This is a genomic window from Phocaeicola sp. HCN-40430 (assembly GCF_037890285.1).
Taxonomy (GTDB): Bacteria; Bacteroidota; Bacteroidia; order Bacteroidales; family Bacteroidaceae; genus Phocaeicola; species Phocaeicola acetigenes.
The window spans coordinates 29533-51370 of record NZ_JBBKBS010000002.1 but is presented as its reverse complement, the minus strand read 5'-3'; the positions used below and the strand labels follow the sequence as shown (position 1 = coordinate 51370).

The window sequence follows — 21838 nt, the reverse complement described above, 5'->3', positions numbered from 1 at the left end:
GAAATAGCGAAATTGGATATGGAACAAATACAAAATATAGGATTTATAATCAATCACTATGATTTGACGATAAGTTTTCTAAGAAAAATTAGTTTTATTCTCAGAAATTACATAGTTTTGTATTTATAATCTTTATAATAGTGAAGATTAATGCTTAAAAATATATGTAACTATCATTATAATGATATATAAATACGGCTTATATGGTAGATTTCTATGAATACTCCACGCCTGAGCTTGTAAGGCTATTAGGCAACAGATTTAAAGAATATAGAATTCGTTGCAATCTCACTCAGAAAGATGTTTCTGAGCAATCCGGTATTGGACTTACAACCATCCACAAATTCGAGAATGGTACAGCTGGCAATATTTCATTGTCAACATTTATTGTGTTGTTGAAAGTGGTCGGTCAGATTAACACTATAGACAATCTTCTTCCGGAGTTGCCTGAATCTCCTTACCTGATGCGTAGGGATGATAAAAAGGCACAGCGTGTCAGACACTCTAAATAGCATAAATTATGGTACAGTCGTTAAAAGTAATACTTTGGGGTGAGGAAATTGGTAGATTGGCATGGGATGCCAGACGCAGGTTGTCCTATTTTATGTATAATCCGGCCTTCTTGAAGAAAGGTCTTAATATTTCTCCATTAGCTGCACCGGTTGATGGAGTGAGAGGACTTATGCCTGTATGGGGAGAAGAGGCCAAGATTTATCAAAAATTACCGGCATTTTTAGCAGATTCATTGCCTGACTCATGGGGTAATCAACTTTTTGAATTATGGCGCCAGCAGAATCACTTGTCAAACGCAGATATTACTCCTCTTGACAAACTCTCATTTATAGGAAAGCGTGGAATGGGAGCTTTGGAATTCTTGCCTGAGGTTTCAAGAGAGCGTAAGGCTGAAAAAATAGATATCAAATCATTGGCAAATTTAGCAGAGCGTATATTCTCAGAAAGAGAAAATGCCAGAATCCTGCCTGAAGAGTCGGTAACAATGCAGTCATTACTTACGGTTGGTACTTCAGCCGGTGGTCGTCAACCTAAAGCCATTGTTGCCATTAATCGAAAGAATGGTGAGGTTCGTAGCGGGCAGATTTCCGGATTAGAGGAGTTTGATTACTATCTGGTCAAATTTGGTAATTCGCAATATAGTTCGGCAGAATTGGAGATGTCTTACTATGAACTTGCTACAATGGCAGGGATAAATATGATGCCTTCAAAACTCTATCAGGTGGACGGAAATAATCATTTCATGACAAAACGCTTTGACCGTAATAATGGGAAAAAGATTCATACACAAACTTTGGCCGCAATTAGCCCCGATGCGGACAGTTACGAACAATTGATTACAGTATGCCGGAAGCTCCATCTGCCGGAAACAGACTGTTATGAGGTATTCCGCAGGATGGTCTTTAATGTATTGGCAAACAATACAGATGATCACAATAAGAATTTTTCATTCGTTATGAGTGAGGACGGTACTTGGCGTCTGTCTCCTGCATACGATGTAACTTATATATTTGACAATGGAGGATTCTTGCCAAATGAAGATCATTGCATGTATATTAGGGCAAAACTTAGGGATATAACACGGGATGATGTTATTCAATTTGCTAAAGATAATGGAATACGTAGGCCTGATGCAATAATACGTGATATAGTTAATGCCATAAAACAATTTCGTACGGTTGCCACTAAATATGGTGTTGCGGAACAGTGGATAGGACGTGTCGAAAACACTATATTTGACCGTCTGAAATCATGGGGAGAGTTAGAGGAAATGGCTCCTGAAATATGCGAATTTGTCATAAACGGACATACTATAAAGAATATCCGTATGGAGCAGGCATATAAGGGAAATTTCCATTTGCTTGCTGAAATAGACGGTCATGAACGTAAGTTTATTATTGGTAAGAATAAAGAAGAGTTTTCACTTATTGAATCAATGGGTATAGCAAACCTGTCATCGGATCAGCTCAAGGATATTGTTGAAAAGTATTTTATTCATTAAATTAGTAGCCATCTTTTCAGTAATAATTCTTATAATACTTGAACTATGAATACCTTTAAATCTATTGATGAGCTTTTGCGTGTACTTGAAAGAGAGAAACTTTTGTTGAAACAGATGTTTCAGAAAAGAGCTTCAACTTCCTTGAAATATGATTATGCACTCGAACTTACTGAATATAAAGAAGAAAGAATAAAATATCTTATTGACTACGGAATAATAAGAGATAGCGGAAATTTCCTTGAAATGGAGGATGTGTATCTTAAATTCTTCGAGGATGTTTTACAAGTCAATGAGAATATAAATGTTTCGTTTGTGGATGATTATCTGGGACGACTGAATGAGAATATTGATTATTATCTTAAAGAAGATAATGAGCAGCGGAAATATAATTATCACAAAGAAGTAAGAAGGTGTCTGAAAAATATTGCAATGATAACAGTGCGTAATGTAATAGACTTGAAACGCAACATTGACAATACTTACAAGAACGAACCAAACTATCGTGTAAAGCTCTCAAAATTGAAGAATCTTGATGAAAAACGTAAGAACATAGCACTTCTCATCAACAGGAGTGAAGATATAATAGACAACACTCAACCTGTCTTTTTCAGAGTTGCCATGGACACTCAAATGCGTATAGCGGTGAATGACGTGAAACTTCAGCTTAATGATTCCTATCATAATCTCATTGAGATAGAGAAGCAGATTATTCATTACCTGAATCTTATAGCTTATCAGAACAGGATATTCGAGAAAGTCCGCCGCTTGAAATACCTCCGTGACCAGTTCCTTTTAGACGAAAAAACTGATATACGTCAGGTTGTCAGTATGAGAAATCCTGTGTGGATGGAGCCTCAGACCAATTACAGAATAAAACTTTCGGTAGATAATCTGCGTACTTCTGCAGTGGCGTTGGAGATAATAAGAAAAATCATATCCAAAAGGAAGAACCTGGCTAAAGGTCCGAAGAATATGGCCGATGCTATACCTCAGGAATATATGAAAACAGAAGGTGAAGTTCTTGACCAGATAAACTTACAGGAAATTTATAATGCTTTCTCGGCATCAAGCAGTCACCTGTTTAAGTTTGTAATGAGCTATAATTATCATAAGAAACTGAGCACTGACGACAAAATCCTGTCTTTCTGCCAGATAGCGTCGCAGTATGCCGAAGGACTGAATTTCACCGACAAGTATGAAACAAGCCATAACGTGGAATATCCTTTGATATATTCCAGATGACTCCAAATAATTACAGATACTTCCCAATAATTACAGATACTTCCCAATAATTACATAATCAGAATAAGCATGAAATATACAGAAGAAATATTCAATATATTGAGTAAGGGCGGATTTATTTCTGCAAATAGTGTTTCTCCTGCAATAAAACGGTATTATGATGCCATAGAAGAGGATTTGACAGATTATTACGAATATTATAAAGGCATTGGTTTTTATCTCGAAGGTGGTGACGGATATTATATGTTCACCCGCCAGGAGGCGAAAGTCGACCTTGAACGCAAGCTTGAAGCAGTTATGAAGTGGATAGACTACCTAAGTTTCCTTAAAACGTATGACGCTACATTTGGTCCTGGGTTTAAGTTCCGTCCGGCAGACATAGAAGTTCAGATAAGTTGCCAGATTGAGCTGAAGGATAAGGCTTCCAAACTGTTTCAGGATAAGAAGAAATATAATGAGGTTGTGGAGAAACTTGTTTCTGAACTTGAAAAGGCAGGAATGATAGAACTCGAGAACGAACATGATAACACTTATAAAGTATTAACGGCATTTCACTATATGGAGGATTTGGTGGACTGCATAACAATATCGGAGGAAATGAACGATGAGATATCTCAATAAGGTAATATTTCTGAACAGCGCACATGTGCCGTATGCCGAAGTCAAGTTGGATGGCAATGTACATTTTATTGGTACCCAGGGAGTAGGTAAAAGTACCCTTTTACGTGCTGTCTTGTTTTTCTATAATGCAGACAAACTCAGATTGGGCATACCGAAAGAAAAGAAGAATTTTGATTCTTTCTATCTCCCTTTTGCCAACTCATATATAGTTTATGAAGTTATGCGCGAGAACGGTGTTTATACAGTAGTTGTAACGAAGTCGATGGGTAGGGCCGCCTTCCGGTTTATTGATGCGCCATACAGTAAGGAGTGGTTTGTTGACGGTAAAAATGAGGTTTCGGCCGACTGGAGTGTGATTCGTACAAGAGTGTCGGAATCGGGTGCAAGCGTGTCATCGCTGGTTACAGGCTATGATATGTTTCGTGATATAATATTCGGCAACAACAGAAAGCCGGATTTGCTTCAGTTCCGTAAGTATGCCATTGTAGAGAGTTCACGATATCAGAATATACCGCGTACAATTCAGAATGTATTCCTTAACTCAAAGCTTGATGCCGATTTTATAAAGGATACCATTATACAGTCAATGGATGATAATGAGTTTGTTGTTGATCTGAGTTATTACCGGAACCAGATAGAGACTTTCGAACAGGAATATTCTGATGTAATGTTGTGGATAAAGCAGGATAAGAATGGAGTGGTACCTGTAAGAAAACAGGCCGATACGGTAATAAAGAATTACAGAATGCTTCTGCTTGCTGAAAAGCAGATTAAAAACGGAAGACAGCACCTCAATTATTCTGAAAGGGTGGCAGGCCTGAAGCTCCCAGAACTGGAAGAACAGCTTCTGCTACTTAAAGAGGAAGCCGAACGGTTTACACGTTTACTTGGGGAAGAAAAATCCAAGTTTGACAGTGAACGCGACAAACTTTTAAAGTTAAGCGGCAGTATAGAATCTGACCTTAAGAAGATAAGGGAAAAACGTAAATATTATGAACAGGAACACATTGATGAGGTTATATCAAGAGTTAATAGAGAACCGGCACTGAAATACGAGCTGGAGTCTCTGAACAAAGTGTATAATGAACTCACGAGTACATACCGGGATGTAATAAGCAAATACTCTTTGATGGAACAGAGCATTGATGCCGATCTTGCAAGATTTGAGAATGAAATCAACAAAAGGGTATTATGTCTTGAAAACGAACTTGGTAAAAGAATTGCCGAATTGACAAAGAAAACCAACGGTCAGACAGATGAAGTACGCTCTGTTTATGAAGAGAAACTTAAAACACTTGCCGACAGCAAGGAGCAGCTTCTGGAAGAAATATCCAACCTGAAACAACAGAAAACGAGGGTTGAGTGTACAGCTCATTTCAAGGATGAGATACGTGACTGTGAGGAACGGTTGAGAAACATATCTTCCGAAGAAAAGGATACTGCCGTGAAAGTTGACCGTCTGAAATTGGAGTGCGACCGTCTCAGACAGAAGTCGGAAGCGGAAACTATGGCAGTTGAAAAAGAGTCTGACGCGAAAATAGATGAGATTTTACGCTGCAGAAAACAGTTGGACGCAGAAATAGAATCATTGGATGTGCTGATAAACAGCAGCAAAGGCTCTTTCTGCGAATGGCTCGACAAGAACAAGCCAGGATGGCAGGAAAGTATAGGTAAGATTGCCGATGAAAAACTTATACTCTACAATCAGAATCTTTCTCCCGAACTTTCAACCGATGAGGGAAGTTCTTTCTATGGTGTAAAAATTAATTTAGCTGAGGTACAGCGTGAGTTACGCTCACCGGAACAGCTTAAAGCTGAATTTAAGGCCAAATCTTCCGGAAGAGATGAATATACGAGAAAAATAAGCCTTCTGAATGAAGAAAAAACGAAGCGTACTGAAGAGATAAAGAATAAGTACAGAAAACAGATTTCAGCCATATCGGCTGAGAGGCATCTTATTGAAATTCAGTTACAGCAATATCCTCTTCAGATTAAGAATATAAAGGCGGAACAAGCTTCATGGGAACGTAAAGAATCTGAGTGGAAAAGAAACAGGCTCGATGAGATAGAAACACTTATAGGAGGCAAAGAAAAGGAAAGGCAAAAATGTTGTAATAATGAGGAACTTCTGAAACAGGAGAGAGAAAAGCGGATTCTTCAGATTTATGAGGAACAGAGAAAGGCGGAAAAGAAAGAACGCAGTGCTGTTGATATTGAGAAACATGCCGCACACAAGGAACTGTCCGACCGGCGTATGGATGCGGATAACAGGAAAAAAGAACTCTGCAAGTTGCAGAATGAGGAGTTGAACGGTAAGGGAGCTGACACATCGGTTATAAATTCCTATAAATCAAAAATTGATACAATAAAATCTGAGTTGGATTATATATCGCAAAAACAATCGTTTGTGTGGAATTATGAAAAAGACAAGAGAGAACTGTTTGACCATGAGCCGGAGTTGCGCGATAAAAAGAAGAACAATGAAATGCATCTGGATGAGCTTGCAGAAAAATATGCGTTGCGGAAAAACAAGCTCACCGGTCAGTATGAAAATGTAAAAAACAGTATAAACGAAAAGTCGGCCGAACGTGATGCCATTAAGAACGATCTTTGCGTTCTTGAGAATTTCCGCAAAGATGAAGGCTTCTGTCCTCCGGAGTCGTACACTCCCGAAGAACTTCCTACCAATAAACCTTGCGGTAAGATAGTGGAAGAACTGAAAAGTCTGATAGTTTCTCTTGGCAAGGATACTGAAAATTTCAAAAGATCGGTAAATCTGTTTAACAGTAATTTTACTGAAAGAAATACCTTCAGCTTTCCTCAGTCATTGTCGTGTGATTCAGATTACATGGATTTTGCATCCAATTTATGTGAGTTTGTGGAAAACAATAAAATTACCGAATATCAGAACCGCATAAGTGAAAGATACGTAAACATAATAAGACGCATATCAAAGGAAACAGGAGAACTTACCCAAAGCGAAAGTCTTATTAATAAGACCATTAAAGACATAAATGACGATTTTATTAAGCGTAATTTTGCAGGAGTTATCCGCAGTATCGAACTCAGACCATTGCAGAGTAACGACAAACTTATGCAGCTTCTTATAGAAATAAAGAATTTCAATGATGAGAATACCTTCAACATGGGTGAAATGGACCTATTCTCGCAGGATTCGCGTGAGAACGTTAATCTCAAGGCTGTAAAATATCTTAATGCATTCAGTAAACTGCTGAAGGATGAGCCTTCCAGAAAGAATCTTGTCGTTTCTGACACCTTTAACCTGCAGTTCCGTATTATCGAAAATGATAATGACACAGGCTGGGTAGAGAAAATAGCGAATGTAGGTTCCGACGGCACAGACATACTGGTTAAAGCAATGGTAAACATCATGCTTATCAATGTCTTCAAGGAAAAAGTATCAAGAAAATTCGGGGATTTCAAGGTGCATTGTATGATGGATGAAATCGGTAAGTTGCATCCCAATAATGTGAAAGGCATACTTGAATTTGCCAATTGCCGCAACATATTACTTATCAACAGTTCGCCTACCACTTATAATGTTGAAGATTATAAATATACTTATCTGCTAAGCAAAGATGCGAAAAGCAATACACGGGTAGTGCCATTGCTTACACGAAAATAAAAATGACTTGTAACAATATGGAAATAAATAAAAAACGATTTACAATATCTGTTGCGAAAAAATTACTTTATATGCTTGAAGGAAGAACTCTTCCTTCAAGCTCACTTCCGCGATGGATAGTTGATGAATTAAGGATAGAGGGCCTTATAACCGGAATAACTAATGGCAGCAGAGTTTCCTATCGGCTTACAGATACAGTGGCATTCGGCAGATATATTTCAGATAATTATACATTCGGCACATCTCTCGAAAGATGGATTGAAATCTTTTCCGGCGAAAACAAAGACCTGCAGCGCAGTATGCTTGTACAGGAAACCGGCGACTCCAAGACAGTAAAGCTTCGCACTTTCAGAGGTTTTCTTGTGAACTGTTACGAACCTGTTCATGCAAGAATAGGGAATAGTGAGTTTATTATATCCCCTCCTGAAGGAAGTGCTGTTTTCATACAAAAGCCAGATGAATTTCATATACCGTCAGACGTGACAGTAGTGGGAGTGGAGAATGGTGAGAATTTCTGTCGTATACGGAGTCAGAAGCATCTGTTTGGAGATAATAAAGTTCTGTTCGTTTCCCGATACCCCCAGTCGGCAGATTTACGGGAATGGCTTATTAAGATTCCTAATAGATATATACATTTTGGAGATTTTGATCTGGCAGGTATATGTATATATCAGTCAGAGTTTTATAAATTTCTGGGCGACAGAGCGAGTTTCCTTATTCCCGAAGATATTGAAGAAAGGTTGAAATCCGGAAATACGGGACTGTATGACACTCAATATCTTAGATATAAAAATCTGAAGATTATAGATTCACGTTTGAATGGGTTGGTTGAAATGATTCATCACTATTGTAGGGTGTATGAACAGGAAGGTTACATTGAAAATTGTACATACTAATTAAATTGCAAATCAATTTGGTTTCTAATAATTCTCTATATATTTCGCATCAATGGTGCTGATTTTGTTCTGACTATATTGGGATCACATATCAGCCCGAATTACGAGTATTTTGTGTAGAAAGATATGAATGACTTCCGTTAGATTAAGTTTGCGGAGAGGTTTTTGCAGGTGCAGGAGTTCATCGGATATGCGAGACTTTTTGACTCTATCTGCAAAAATATCAAGAAAAGCATAGCAAACTCTATATCGTGGCGGTTACCTATCATTTACCTACAAGATGTGAGTTGTGTACCATTAGTAGGATTGATGCCTGTATATTTGGATATTCGCATACCAATATTAACGTGGGAATAGGGGTAACCAGAATATCTACTTATTATCAATCGCTCATGGTTGATTAGAGAATGATATAGTACATTATTCTGTTCAAAAAGTAGTGGATTGGATGCAAAATCATTATAGATCGTATAATTGCCGACTTCAATAGACAGGTCTTTTACAACAGTATTTAGATAAACAGTCTGTGTATTTCCTGTACGAGGATATATTTTTTTTCATCACTATTCAAACGATTAATAGTTCTTGCATTTAAGATAGATAATGGAAAGCACTTCAAGCAATATCACATATAAATATTCTGCAGTCCAATATACAGACAGGGAGGAGCTTAAATTGCTTATCGTCCATAAATAAATCTGGTAGGCTATAATGGTTACAGTCTGAAAAATGAAGGTTGTACGTGTGGCACCTGTCCCTGTGACAGCATTCATATATACATAACCAGGTAAGGCAAAAGCATAATTCAACAAAGCTACTGTAAATGGCAGCTGTGCTATTTGCATCAGGCTCTCATTATCCGAGTAAATATTAAAAAGTGGATTGAAACAGATTATAGAAAAGATAATAAGTGGGAATCCCACAGCATATCCCAAACGGATAACCCGGTTACATAACGGGAAAATCTGATTCTTTTGTCCTGCTCCCAACAGATTACTTACCAATGAGCCGGTAGTTGCTGCCAATGAATTGACAATAACAAAAAACAAGGTGGATATGCTGCGTATGACATTTGTCGCTGCCAGTTCCAACTCGCCCAAATGTTCAATGGCTACGAAGAAGGCAAACCATGAGGCTACACCAATAAACGGATTGAACATGCTCCAGATAGAAACACGGCAGACATGATGGAATATGTTTTTATTAAACTGCCAGTTCAGACCATAAACCTTTCTGTCCATTTCTCGTAAAACATAGATAGACAATATTATCAATGAGCACAATTCTGCAAATGAAGATGCTATTGCAGCACCTGCTATTCCCATATCGAAATAAAATATGAGAAGCCAATTACAAGGTATATTCACTAATACTGCAGTGAAGGCTGCTTTGTTCAAGGGCTTTGTAAATGTGATACCGACCAGAAAAGATCGCAATGCAAGAAATGGAAATGAAAACATCAATCCCCAAATGCGCCAGTCCAAATAGTCTATAACAGCAGAATATACCTTCTCAGATGCAATCAGATTGCTCAGAATCATGGGAGAGAATATTTTAGAAATAGCGCACAGTAGAACTGCTAAACCCGACAGAAAAAACAATCCCTGAAAGAATGTCCTACCTGTTTCTGAATATTGCTGCTCGCCATTACGCCGTGCAATGACAACTTGTAAACCTATACTGAATCCGAAACCGAGCATATAAATGGCAAGATACCAGATTCCGGCAAGTGCAGATGCCCCCAATTCTATTTCACCAACATGACCTAAGAAGATAGCGTCAGTTATATTAATAAGTTGTTCGATAAGGATGCTCATCATAACCGGAAAGTTGATGAGCCATATGTTTTTATATGTATAATTCATTGTTCAACATGATAAAATACAACAAGTTCTGTCAACTGGTGACATAACTTATTTGTAAAGTAATTATTTGATATAATGGCAAAATAAAGAAGTACAGACCTGTATTATAAGCCTGTATATTAATAGCTTGAATTGAAAATGCTATTCATTATGCGTAGCTATATGCACAATTGCCATTTCATAGGTTGAACAATCTTTGTTTTTAATATCCTAGATACAAAGGTAATAAAAATAGAAATAGGTTAATGCTTTCCTGTATTTTTATAATCTTCCGTTGTCATTCCATTCTCCGTAAAGAAGTCCTTTTCGGGTATTTTCTATGAATTTGTTCAGGCGACTTTCAAAAAGTTCAGGCTGATTCTTTTTAATTTGGATAGTATCAATTCTGATTCGTTTATATAAATCAGGGAATTGGCAGAAGTTGTTCCACACTACTGGGTCGGATTGTAGTCTGTGTAATATATTCTTGTCTATGATAAAACCATTAGGTGACATATCAGGTAGAACGGCCCTTCCTGCATCTGTCATCAGTCCTAATCGTTCCATTCTGCGGCATCTTTCTTTATTGAGCTCGGACCAATTGCTTTTAGGCTTTCGTGGACAAAGTTTCTGGGCTGTTACATCATCTGCTATTTTCTTAGTGGTACTGTCTATCCAGCCGAAACATAGGGCTTCTTCTACAGCATCGATATACCAGAATGTATTGTTATCTGTAGGTCTTCCACGTTTCACAACTACCCAGCATTCTTTTTCCGTTTTATGGTTCTGTATTAGCCATTCACGCAGCTCGGTTCTTGATTTTACATCCAATAAATTATGAATTTCCATTGTTGGCCATTTTGATTTGTATTTCAAAAATACGGAAATATCTTTAATGTTCATTGGATGGCTTAAAAAAGATATTCCAATAATTTCTCAATATCGTTGAGTACTTTGCTAGGATTACATCTTTTTAAATCCTCATTGGTGAAATTTTCCCCATAAAACAAGTGGCATATAAGCATACCATATTCATCATCATTGCATTATATTGTATCTCCAATATACACGATTCCTGAAAGAGAAAGATAGCAAACCATATGAACTACCAATTATTATCTAAAGGCCAATTTGTGATTAACGGTCATTATTGGTACAACCTATCATATAATAAGCAGATTTCACATTTAAACTTTATTATATGATAGGTTAGATGTCTCAAAATATAGTTTATATCAGCAACCACTTCCGTCTATATTACATGATACTCCTTCTGTTATTGGTCTTGAAGCAAGTCCGGCTTCTTCTGGTATGAGTGTAACAGAGCCATCTTCTAGAACAAAGCATGGAATGCCTGCAGCTCCAACTTTTTTCGCTTCATTAAAAACAGGGCTATTATCACGGATTCTTAGAAATTCCTTTAAATGTTTTATATGCGAACCTATGTCTATAATCTCATATCTGTCGTCTCCCTGTATCTGTTCTTCAACATAAATACAGTCCGGACAAGTATTCATACTATAAATTTTAATCATGACGTATATTGTTATAAATTATTACTATTGTGCTGGGCATTAATAGTGAAAAACAAAAGATGTATCTCAAAAGTATGAAATGTCGTTTAAATATAAAAGTGCTTATTGCTTTTTTATACAATTCTACGTTATGTGATACAATTGTTTTTTGATGAATTGATGAAATGATGAGGTTATTGTTTGGATTTTGATTATGTCAATTTAGAATAAAAGTATGGTTTTAATGCATCTTAAAAAAGTTTTTTGTTATATACTATTATCCTTTCCATACTATACTTACATTTGGGGCGTTCAAGTTTATTTGTTTGCTACTTTAAGCCCTGTTTTCTTGTACATTGTTATTTTGTTCTAATCATATTTTTGATAGGTATAGTATACAATAAAAAATCTATTTCTTGAGGTTATCCTGTTGTATAATTTTGTTGGACACCCCCATATAAATTGTTTCAGTCGTATATGATATATTGGGGACTTTTAATTAAAAAAGATCCAAGTCTGTATTGGTTTTCTATTGCTCTTAATATGATAAAACGACTGTAGCTGCTGGAGAATAACTTTTTAATTTAGCTAGTTTTAAGCCTTTCTTACGATTGTTTTTGTGTATTGCTAATATTGGTACAGCTGATAATTTTTTGATCCAAATTATGGCAAAAATTCGATTCTCTGTTCTGTAAATTACATAACAAAATTATCCAGCTTGCTGCCATTTTAAACTGTCTTTTTCTAACGCCCTTTTTAGGAAGGGGGAATTAGGCTTCCCTCTTTTAAAAAAGTGAATAGGGCAAGCCCTTTTATAAACGCGTTTTTCTATGATAGTTTAGGGAAAAAGTGTATATCAAAGTATCTAGTAAAAGAGCTACTTTAATTGGCATTTTATCTGTGATTAATTGTTTGATTTTTATATAACTAATCTCTTCCCTATAGTTTCTTATAATCTTAAGCAAACGGAACATGTTTTGCTCATTTTTCTGCAATATTACAAATGGATTTTTATCTATCTTCTTGAATAGAAGTTTATTGTTGGATATTTTTGTTGTATACCCGAGAATATTGATGACAATGATATAAAAGACTTTTTGTTATGTGTTTCTATACAATGAATGAATCACAATTTGTTGAGCACTTTCTCCATTATTTTGTTGGTCATATTTTAAGTTATTAAGCAATAAATCTATTAGAATTATAATTGACTATTGATGGATACTTTATGTTGGTGAAGGTATTTATAATTCCCCTCAATTGTGAATGTTGTAATGATTAAAATCTCCAACTTTAGCCTTTGTTTACTTCAATTATAGGACTAAAAGCTGGAGATTTTTAGACTGTAATTTATAGATGAGAAGTAAGGTGATTTCTATTCTTTTATCTACTTTATCTGATTAAAAATAGAGCCTTTCGAGAGAAACTGCTTTATAATCATTTCCTTTTATTATATGGGCACAGATCAATTGTCAGTTCTTTGAGCTGTTCATCCGAGAGATGCATATTTTTCAAAAGGTTCAACAGTTCTTCCTGACGTGGCTGCCCTAGTGTCATGCGATACAAAGCAAGTACCTTGATAAGACGTTCGTACTTATATCGATCGCGACTGAGCGGATAAAGCGGAACAATACGCTCAATGTATTCCAATTTTGCCCGTTGTTCTTCCGTCAGATCTGCGACAGGAAGGCACCAATAAGGAACAATATCCGAATGGGTACCTTTCAAATTCGAATAAGCCAGAGAAAACAGTTCATCCCAAGTATGATAAGTTTCACTGCCATACAATTTTACCACATTTCTGCGAATAGCCAGACACTTAAATCGGTTGATACGACCTTCCCGTTGCTCTAGATCTACAGGATTTGAGGGTAGATTCCAGTGAACAATCTTTCTGGCATACCAATGAAAATCAAGGCCTTCCTGACCTATTGATGTTGTTGAAAGCAGGAACGGACGGAAAGGAGAATTGAAAGCCTTACGAATATTAGTGGTACGAGCGACTGATTTGTCAGTGACCGTTTTGTCAATGAATGGAATGGCAAAATGACAACGCATAAGTTGTTTCTTTTCTTCCATTCCCAATGAATCGGTTGTATCTATGCTAAGATTGCTTGTGCCAATAATAGCCTCCGTAACAGTATTTCCCAACATCTTTGTTTGTGTCATGTGGGCATATTCATCAAGTACAGCCTGTAGGTTACCTACCACACAGTAATCAAGAACTGATTCGTAATAATCATCATCGTTCTTTTTGTTATACATCAGGTCTATCACAGCTGCACTTTCAGGCTTGTTGAATACTGAGACGATTGCTTTAGCTACCATTTGGGCATCTTCTTCATTGCCGGATTGCCGATAAGCACATACAGCCGGTGAAGCGATGGCAATATCTGTCATCACATCCAATGCATTTGAAGGCACATACAAATCGTTCAAATCTTCCACTGGCTTTCCATCCAGTATTTTCATGAGAGTAAGAATAAGTTTGGCGTTGTTTCGCCCTTGTTGTGGAATACTACTTATGATAGTATTCTGTGCAAATACTTCTTGAATTCTCTGTTTTATGATTTTCCGGATTGAGGAAAGTTTCTCTCCATAAAATGTGGTAGGAGAGAAAAGACCGGATAGGGTTTGGCAAGGATACTCTAATAATCCGTCGGCTCTTAAACGATTCTCGCCATAACGGTTCTTCTTTTGAGAAGTATAGCGTATCTCTGCTTCTACCTTCTTTAACTCTCCCAAAGTATATAACTCCGAATAATATGACATCATGATGGAAATCATTCTCGGTACCATTTCCCATGAAGAGAATAGAATAATCTTGGAGAAGTTGCGAGCTTCGTTACTCTCAAATACACCTCCGGCTTTATAGTATGGATTAGAGGCAGGAACCCAAAGCAACAACTGTGTTTTCTTCTCGTGACGTGTACCAAATACGAGGTCGTGGAGATACTTTAATTTTCCATTAGCAGCAGGAATGGGACGATAATTATTGATGGCATACTTCGATAGAAGCAATGCGTCCATTTTTCCATATCTTTTTACGTCTGAGTGTTGTAATGCCGAAGCAATTCGTTTCTTCAGTTCGTATTTATCCATAAAGGACAACAAATAGGGTGACGATTTGACGTATTCCATGGGGAGATTACCTAAGCGCACTTTCGTATTTTCTTGATTTAGACAATCCATCAGATACTGCCCCTCTGCAAAAGAAAGGATATCTTCCGGTACGACCTGTACGTCACATACACGGGAATCGTCTATAATGCCACTATTAAACCGTTCCGTGCGGCACATCACTCCATACAGTGCTTCTTCTGCTTCATTCTTGGTTACCACAAGCGGTGTTAAATCAACCACATTTGTACGTTTGAGTGCAGCAGAATATGTGTGCCATATCAACTTGAACCGGTCCATTTTATCTTTTGTGGCATATAGAAAATCCATTACTTTCATGAAGTCCTGATAGTGCTCGTCATTCCCATTTGTATTTAACTCTTCAAGGGTGGAATAAGGTTTGTAGGGCGTAGCGGAAAGTAACAGAATCTTCGTATTGGAACGCTCGTTGTCAAAGAATTTGTTGGCCAGCATGGATTGCTCGTCATCGCCTTGTTCAAGCAACGAATTGAAGCGTTGAAACTCATCCATGATAACCAGGTCAGGGTCGAGCATGTCAATACTGATTTCTGCGAAAATACGACGTAGCTTATTGATCATCTCTGCCCTCTGACGATTATCGCAACCATTTTGTGCGTACTCAATCAATTGATTTGTAATAGTATCCGACAATCTCTTCTGTAACTTACTATGCATCTCACAAAGATAATCATCTCCGCATCCTTTGATTTTTTCGTTATAAATGTTCGTAAGCTCCTGCCAGTTTTTAACATTGCAGCTAAGAAAATCACCGATAACTTCCTTATAATCTTTGAGTTGAGCCAGTCCGCATAAAATATTATACATCAAGGCACGTTCATTGGCCGTTCCTTGTGCACTGTAAAAACGGAAGGAAGTGGAAGGAGTCAACGGAATGATTGATTCAGGCATTTCTCCCTGCTCATGCTGTTCTGCAATCCTTTTCTCAGCCAATTTGATATAGAGATGCTGCATTGACAGACGGCTCTCGCTGATGCTCATCCGATTTTCAACCCCTAATTTCTCAATGTTCTGGTCGGCTATGTTGGCATTCGAACAGATATAAACCACCTTAAAGAAGTCATCCTTCTCCTGCTTGTGCCATTCACGAACCAGGTTGATGACTTGTTTGGCTACGAACGTCTTGCCTAATCCCACTTCGTCGGCCAGCAATACTCGTCGATGACCTAAATTTTTATAGATATGCAGAATGCGATCTGCCGTAGCACGCTGAAAATCCTTTACTTCCTGACTCATAAGTGTTTTATTTGTTTAATAACGTTTTCAAATGTGTTGTACATCTCCATGAAATGGTCTGGGATGACTGTCTCGTCTGCTTTCTCTACGATTCGCCGGATAGAAGCGATGCGGTCAGGGTCTTTATAGGCCATTTTCACCATGTCTTCATAAAGTGAGGTACTAATTTGCTGTTCCAAAGAGGATGCCTTGTCATTGGCCAGCTCCTTTTCCAGTTGTTGGCTTTCCAATATATACTGTTCCACCTCATCAGTTAGCATGAATGCCAGATAGTTGATGAACTTTCCTTTCGTATTGATAAAGGAACGGAATATCGCTTTGTCTCGTTCATCAGTTGGTATTCCCTCCGTCTGTATTTTTATCAGACGACGCAAGTCTCCAATCCGTATCGTGTAAAATTCTGTTAATGAATCCAGTGCCATATCTTTAAATGTCAGCCCGTCAGCTAATACTTGTTCCTTGCCATCACATCCTAAAGGATAAAGAAAAACAGGCTCTGAAGGCATTCTGTTAGACTGGCATTGTATGGTGATGGTATAGTTTCCGTCATTAGATGTAATTTGTGCCTGCTGAATGGCCGAAATTGCACGACGCAGCATCAATTCGTTAGTGACATCCTCTTTCTCAGAGTCTTCCTCTGGTACCGAAAGAACCTGCTCGAACATACATTCCTTGCTGTCGTTTATCAGTTCACTCCGGTATTTTTCATACGAAGATTTATAGGGAGCAAACTTCAGGTGCAGTAAAAACTCCACATTCCGTCTGAATCCATTCATGGTGGCATTGGTAGAACCAAGATACAGATGGTTATAGCTGAGATTGCCCTCGTTTCGGCGTATGAAATACACTTTCTCGTGCAAGTCGACAGCTACATCTTTTTCCACCTTATCGGTCAGTACTTCCTTGGGAGCATAAACACCACCATTATTAAACAAGTTTATTACCTCTTGTGTAACTGATGCATGTCGTGTGATGAGTGTCTTTTTAGCACTAGGATTGCAACTGACCATTTGATTCAAAATATTCTTGTCCACAAAGGGGGAGATGACCAGCATTTCTGCCGCATGATTCAGCATACTTTGTTCAAAGCACTTTGTATATCCATCATATTCAGGTATCCCCATAGGGAAAAACTCGTAATCTTCAAAAGGAGAATCTGTAAGGTCAAATCGTTCAATGTAGTCAATGTCCTTACAGATAGAACGCATATTTTTACGGATAGTACGGTTATCGGCTTTTGCGATTAACCATGTGAGGAAGTCCACAAGAGGTGTATGTTTGACTTGCGCTTTTCTTGTGGCCGGTTTGGTGCCGATTTTACCGACAAGTTCACATACTACGTCCAAGTCATTGGAACCAGTAAGGTTCCTGGAAAGGACAATCAGTTTGATTTGCTGAGCATCGGTGTCCGGGTTCGTTTCTTTTATAATCCATACCTTGGGATGGAAATTTATGAAACTGCCTCCCTTTGCTTGCAGTGTTACTTGTACAACGCTCTGCTCCAATAGTGAATACACTTTGGAGTTGGCTTGCGGTACTGCCATACATCCTGCATTGCAGAAAACGGCAAACTTACCAGCTGATTTATTGATAGTCTCCAATATTAGGTGAGGAGAGCGCATGGCTGTTTCTGTCAGGTCGGTCATTGTGCCCAACATAAAGGGCACTGATAACAAGGAAGGCATGTCCAGACTATAGGTAGTACAAACCGCATAATCAATTACAAAGCCATCGCTTTGCAACACATCAGTATAGATAATATCATTCCATAATATATCAGCCATTGATAGCCTCCTTTCTTAATTCCTCGGTAAAGGTTTTTACCGTTTCCCATCGGTAGGTGAGTTTATAGTAGTGTATGCGATTCCTTTTATTATAAATATATGCTGGATTTCCAATTTTTCTTCGATTCCCTTTTACTCTTCGTTCCCGGTTGATAATCAACTGATCCAAACCGCCATTTTCTTCAATGTCATTGGCTGCAATGCGTTCCGCAACTTCTTTGCAAAACCATTTTCCGCTGTTCTCCCGTATACTTACTGCATTCAGCACTTTGTCTATGTTCGTACCACTATTCCGGTATTCTTTAAGTTTTTCCTGAAATTCGATTCGCATTTCTTCATCCTGGTATTGCGAATATATATAGTTATAGCGGATGTGCACCATATATATGAAATCAGCGAAGCGTCGGGCCAAATCTTGCAATTCTCCAATCTCCTGTGGCAAATGACGGAAGGGAATCTGTTCAAAACTATCGGCTATTGCAAAGTCAGGATTATCCACGATGTAACGTAATAAGGTACCTTGACATGCTTCTGCTTTCAGAATGTGATCCACAATGAAGTCTTTATCTTCTACGGTCAGATCTAATGTACATTTCTGGGTAAAATCATAATCTACATTAGGGAAAGAGCAGAACTGGAACAGACCTGACTTCTCGTCCGCATCGTCATTTGTATCTTCATCATCCGTCTTGGTCACTTTAGGGGCATTGTGCAATGCCTTTGAAGTTGAGTAGATTAGTTCATATAACTGTGGACTACGTAAAATTCCGAAAGTCTGTAATCCGGAATTGTAGATGTATGCCGGATCATATTTTACATAATTGTTTCCACTTTTACCAATCATCTCACTTCCTGTGATACCTCGTTTGTCCGCACTGCCATCGTATAGATTTTTTGTCATGATCCGTTCCAGACGGATAATTTCCGCTTTCACCTCCGATAGACGGTTATATTGTTTTTCTGTAGCCTTACGATAGAGTTGTGGCATGAGCGAGAAATACTTCATGTGCTTTTGCAGGGTAGATATTCCGGGAAACATACGGTCTGCAAAAGCATCACGGATACGGCCAATGCCGAGTTCGTCGAGAGCTACAGATTCAGAAGTCATTTTCAGTACTTGCATGACTCGGGTTTGTTCTTCTCTGTTGCTGTGTATATATCCTAATTTCATAAAATTGCTAATAATGATTTTTTTATCGTTTCCTGATTCACTGTATCTGTTGTGGAAATGCGAATCAGAGGAAGCCCTAACTTTGTGAATATTTGATTTTTCAACTTATCACGTGATAGTTGGGCGTCATTCTCCTTATGGAAATGCCATCCGTCCACTTCTATGGCACTGAACGGCTGTTTGGTCAGGGAATTATAGAGCAGGAAATCTATATGTGAGAATGGACTTTCTGCAAATGTTTTTTCTTTATCTTCCAGTTGATTCCAGTCGGTAATAAGTCTGGACAGTGGATAATGACAAAGTACTCCCGTATGAGGCAAACCTAATTCAGCAATGGCTTTTAACAGAATATCGTATATTAGATTCTCTGATAAATGTTCAGAGACAGCAGGATGAGCAGCTTCGTAAGCCAATCTTTCTGCCGTATATTGCTGATAGAGCAAATCAAAGACAGAATGCAACTTACTGGATTTCACCTCAAAATTGTTGTACTGAATATAACTGATTAGCTGGCTGAGATTGGAATCCTCTGGCATTTCATTTCCGTTCGTTACCAAACATAATTTGCTCTTAGCACGTGAAATGGCAACATTAAGTAAGTTGGCATCATCCGAGAATTCTGTAGGAGAGTTGTCTACCATACTCATAATAATAGTATCACATTCTCGCCCTTGATACTTGTGTACTGTACTGGATATGTCTTTTCTAACAGCTTGATTGATTGCTTCAGCTTGAGCCCGATACGGAGTAATAATACCTATACTTTCCGATTCTGTACATTCCGATAATACCTCTTGCGTAATGACATCTATTTCACGTTGGTTGAAATGTCCTCTGGCATGATTGCCGGGTACAGTTCGAATTACTTGCAATACATCTTTTTCTCCTTCGTCTGTAGTCATGGCAATCAGTTCTCCATTGTAAAAGCGCTGATTACAGAACTCTATGATTTTCGGATGGCACCGATAATGTTCTCTAAGCAGTGTTACTGGCGCATCCCGAAATATTTCTACGCACGATTGTAGAAAACTGTGCGTGACAGCATTGTATCGGTCGTCCACTTGGTATGTGGTCTGAATAGCCCTTAACGCCAATTCTTCTTCTCGACTTACCACATTGGGTAACTGTTTGTCGTCACCCACAATCACGGCGTTCATGGCACATGATAGAGCCAAAGCCCCCGTCTTAATATCCACTTGTGAAGCTTCGTCCATAATCACATAGTCAAAAACCATGTCTTTACTGATACAGCTTTTGGCCGAATAAGTGGTACTGAGCACAATCGGATATTCTTTCAGGAACTCTTCTGTTCTGCGCTTAATATCCTTGATGGTAAATTTTTTCCTTTGTCCGGTATTATACCGTTTAGCTATCTTGTCCTTCAATAGTTGTAGAGAAGAGGAACGAAGTTCTTTCATACTCTTTTGGATATCTATGCTTTGGAGTGCTGAAGCAATCGATTCCAGCTCTTGCTCTAATTCTGTTTTTCGAGAAAAGTAGTAGGCCGACTCAAAACTGTTTATGACATCTGTCGCTTTTCTATTTAAAAATGTCAATACTTTAGTTCCTAACAAGAAAGCCCATTGCAATCTGAACCATAAACCTGGCTTATGTCCGTTCTCAACTATCATCTGATAGCGGTTGAGCAAATTCATAAGTTTAGCCGATGGTTTGCCATTCAACCATTCATCTTCTGTATGGTTGTCTTCCCGCATTTCGTTGTATTTCGATTCTTTTAATAGGGCATCGTATTCTGCCTTTAGTTTGGCCTGCTTGAGTTGAGCATCAAATCCTTGTGAAACGTCTTGAAGTGAGTCTTTTGCCAGATTCTTTGTAGTTGTTTGTTCATCAATCTTCCAACCTGTCATAGCAGGATGCTCTGGCTGGTTGGCGATGAATGTTTCTTTGTTTTGTACACTACCCAGTTTGGCAACAAGGAAGCCTAATCCTTCTCCGTTTAATTTCTCAGCTACATTCTCTACAGCTGAGTTATTGTTTGATACAACCAATACTGTTTTACCTTTCATCAGCAGATTGGCAATAATATTCAGTATTGTCTGTGTTTTACCGGTTCCCGGAGGTCCCTGAATAATGCTTACCTGATGTGTTAACGCAGCTTCTACGGCCGCTTTTTGGCTGGCATTGCATCCAAACGGATAATAGACATGTTTGGGCATAGAGTAAGTTGCCAATTTTGTTTTGTCACCTAGGTATTGAGCCAAGGGAACATTGTCACGCTTCACATCTACCAATTCATATTGTTTGGATAGAATACTTTCATCATCTTCTTCCGTAATCAGACCTGTTTCATCAGCCAGTTTGCGAAGATAATCCCAAATAGAACCTTTATTTTTGTCAATCGGAGTACGGGTAATATAGACCTCGTTCCCTTCCAGATTCTCATAATAACCATTGTCATAGGTTACTCGATAAAAAATGTAGCGACCATCTGTAAAACGTAGCAAATCTGCTACATTGTTAATATGTTTATTATTGATGTATAGCCCTTTTTCTCCAAGATTGATTGTCTCAGGATGTGTGAGATAAAGCAAACGTGATGTATTGTAATTGAATACACGTGGTGATGACGAAAACCGAACAGTCCAAAGTCCATTCTTGTTTTGGTAAATAGAAGAAACACGTTCTGTGACAAACATTTGCTTGTCGCCGCGTTTCTCTAAATCTATAATCATACATTGGTTAGAATCCAT

The 21838-nt window shown here is 38.1% G+C and carries 13 protein-coding genes and 1 pseudogene; 6 read left to right on the top strand and 8 right to left on the bottom strand.

The window, feature by feature from the left end; genetic code table 11:
• Positions 1 to 203: 203 nt before the first annotated feature.
• From WKU26_RS01170 to WKU26_RS01145, 6 genes are all read left to right on the top strand, one after another.
• On the top strand, positions 204 to 512 hold the full coding sequence (locus WKU26_RS01170; RefSeq protein WP_340320588.1) for a helix-turn-helix domain-containing protein: 309 nt from the start codon (positions 204 to 206) through the stop codon (positions 510 to 512).
• 8 nt (positions 513 to 520) lie between these two features.
• A complete protein-coding gene (locus WKU26_RS01165) occupies positions 521 to 2014 on the top strand; it encodes a type II toxin-antitoxin system HipA family toxin (protein ID WP_340320587.1) in 1494 nt (497 codons plus the stop codon).
• 45 nt (positions 2015 to 2059) lie between these two features.
• Positions 2060 to 3256 (top strand): hypothetical protein, encoded by a 1197-nt coding sequence (locus WKU26_RS01160; protein WP_340320586.1) that lies wholly within the window; start codon positions 2060 to 2062, stop codon positions 3254 to 3256.
• A 69-nt stretch (positions 3257 to 3325) separates the two neighbouring features.
• Positions 3326 to 3877 (top strand): condensin complex protein MksE, encoded by a 552-nt coding sequence (locus WKU26_RS01155; protein ID WP_235327567.1) that lies wholly within the window; start codon positions 3326 to 3328, stop codon positions 3875 to 3877.
• A complete protein-coding gene (locus WKU26_RS01150; protein WP_340320585.1) occupies positions 3861 to 7523 on the top strand; it encodes an ATP-binding protein in 3663 nt (1220 codons plus the stop codon). Before WKU26_RS01155 ends, WKU26_RS01150 begins: the two co-directional genes overlap by 17 nt.
• Before the next feature lie 17 nt (positions 7524 to 7540).
• Positions 7541 to 8419 (top strand): hypothetical protein, encoded by an 879-nt coding sequence (locus WKU26_RS01145; RefSeq protein WP_340320584.1) that lies wholly within the window; start codon positions 7541 to 7543, stop codon positions 8417 to 8419.
• A 368-nt stretch (positions 8420 to 8787) separates the two neighbouring features.
• On the opposite strand, the pseudogene WKU26_RS01140 reads toward WKU26_RS01145, so the two are convergent.
• From WKU26_RS01140 to WKU26_RS01105, 8 genes and pseudogenes are all read right to left on the bottom strand, one after another.
• A pseudogene (locus WKU26_RS01140) lies at positions 8788 to 8970 on the bottom strand (CatB-related O-acetyltransferase); the annotation flags it as partial.
• Between the two features lie 24 nt (positions 8971 to 8994).
• On the bottom strand, positions 8995 to 10284 hold the full coding sequence (locus WKU26_RS01135; protein ID WP_340320583.1) for an MATE family efflux transporter: 1290 nt from the start codon (positions 10282 to 10284) through the stop codon (positions 8995 to 8997).
• Between the two features lie 261 nt (positions 10285 to 10545).
• Entirely contained in the window at positions 10546 to 11112 is a 567-nt protein-coding gene (locus WKU26_RS01130) for a YdeI/OmpD-associated family protein (protein ID WP_340320582.1), read from the bottom strand.
• 386 nt (positions 11113 to 11498) lie between these two features.
• Positions 11499 to 11798 carry a glutaredoxin-related protein gene (locus tag WKU26_RS01125; RefSeq protein ID WP_340320581.1) on the bottom strand — a complete coding sequence of 100 codons (300 nt, stop codon included), beginning with the start codon at positions 11796 to 11798 and terminating at the stop codon, positions 11499 to 11501.
• A 1416-nt stretch (positions 11799 to 13214) separates the two neighbouring features.
• Positions 13215 to 16172, bottom strand: a complete 2958-nt coding sequence (locus WKU26_RS01120) for a DEAD/DEAH box helicase (protein WP_340320580.1) — start codon at positions 16170 to 16172, stop codon at positions 13215 to 13217.
• Positions 16169 to 17956: a phospholipase D family protein gene (locus tag WKU26_RS01115; protein ID WP_340320579.1), complete on the bottom strand. Its 1788-nt coding sequence runs from the start codon at positions 17954 to 17956 to the stop codon at positions 16169 to 16171. The genes WKU26_RS01120 and WKU26_RS01115 overlap by 4 nt, the downstream gene beginning before the upstream one ends.
• Positions 17949 to 19127 (bottom strand): DUF6361 family protein, encoded by a 1179-nt coding sequence (locus WKU26_RS01110; protein ID WP_340320578.1) that lies wholly within the window; start codon positions 19125 to 19127, stop codon positions 17949 to 17951. Before WKU26_RS01110 ends, WKU26_RS01115 begins: the two co-directional genes overlap by 8 nt.
• Complete coding sequence (locus tag WKU26_RS01105) at positions 19124 to 21838, bottom strand: AAA domain-containing protein (RefSeq protein ID WP_340320577.1); 2715 nt, start codon at positions 21836 to 21838, stop codon at positions 19124 to 19126. Before WKU26_RS01105 ends, WKU26_RS01110 begins: the two co-directional genes overlap by 4 nt.

Coding starts and splice junctions, on each gene's coding strand:
- WKU26_RS01170 (WP_340320588.1), top strand. CDS start 204: ATGGTAGATTTCTATGAATACTCCACGCCTGAGCTTGTAAGGCTATTA.
- WKU26_RS01165 (WP_340320587.1), top strand. CDS start 521: ATGGTACAGTCGTTAAAAGTAATACTTTGGGGTGAGGAAATTGGTAGA.
- WKU26_RS01160 (WP_340320586.1), top strand. CDS start 2,060: ATGAATACCTTTAAATCTATTGATGAGCTTTTGCGTGTACTTGAAAGA.
- WKU26_RS01155 (WP_235327567.1), top strand. CDS start 3,326: ATGAAATATACAGAAGAAATATTCAATATATTGAGTAAGGGCGGATTT.
- WKU26_RS01150 (WP_340320585.1), top strand. CDS start 3,861: ATGAGATATCTCAATAAGGTAATATTTCTGAACAGCGCACATGTGCCG.
- WKU26_RS01145 (WP_340320584.1), top strand. CDS start 7,541: ATGGAAATAAATAAAAAACGATTTACAATATCTGTTGCGAAAAAATTA.
- WKU26_RS01135 (WP_340320583.1), bottom strand. CDS start 10,284: ATGAATTATACATATAAAAACATATGGCTCATCAACTTTCCGGTTATG.
- WKU26_RS01130 (WP_340320582.1), bottom strand. CDS start 11,112: ATGGAAATTCATAATTTATTGGATGTAAAATCAAGAACCGAGCTGCGT.
- WKU26_RS01125 (WP_340320581.1), bottom strand. CDS start 11,798: ATGATTAAAATTTATAGTATGAATACTTGTCCGGACTGTATTTATGTT.
- WKU26_RS01120 (WP_340320580.1), bottom strand. CDS start 16,172: ATGAGTCAGGAAGTAAAGGATTTTCAGCGTGCTACGGCAGATCGCATT.
- WKU26_RS01115 (WP_340320579.1), bottom strand. CDS start 17,956: ATGGCTGATATATTATGGAATGATATTATCTATACTGATGTGTTGCAA.
- WKU26_RS01110 (WP_340320578.1), bottom strand. CDS start 19,127: ATGAAATTAGGATATATACACAGCAACAGAGAAGAACAAACCCGAGTC.
- WKU26_RS01105 (WP_340320577.1), bottom strand. CDS start 21,838: ATGGATTCTAACCAATGTATGATTATAGATTTAGAGAAACGCGGCGAC.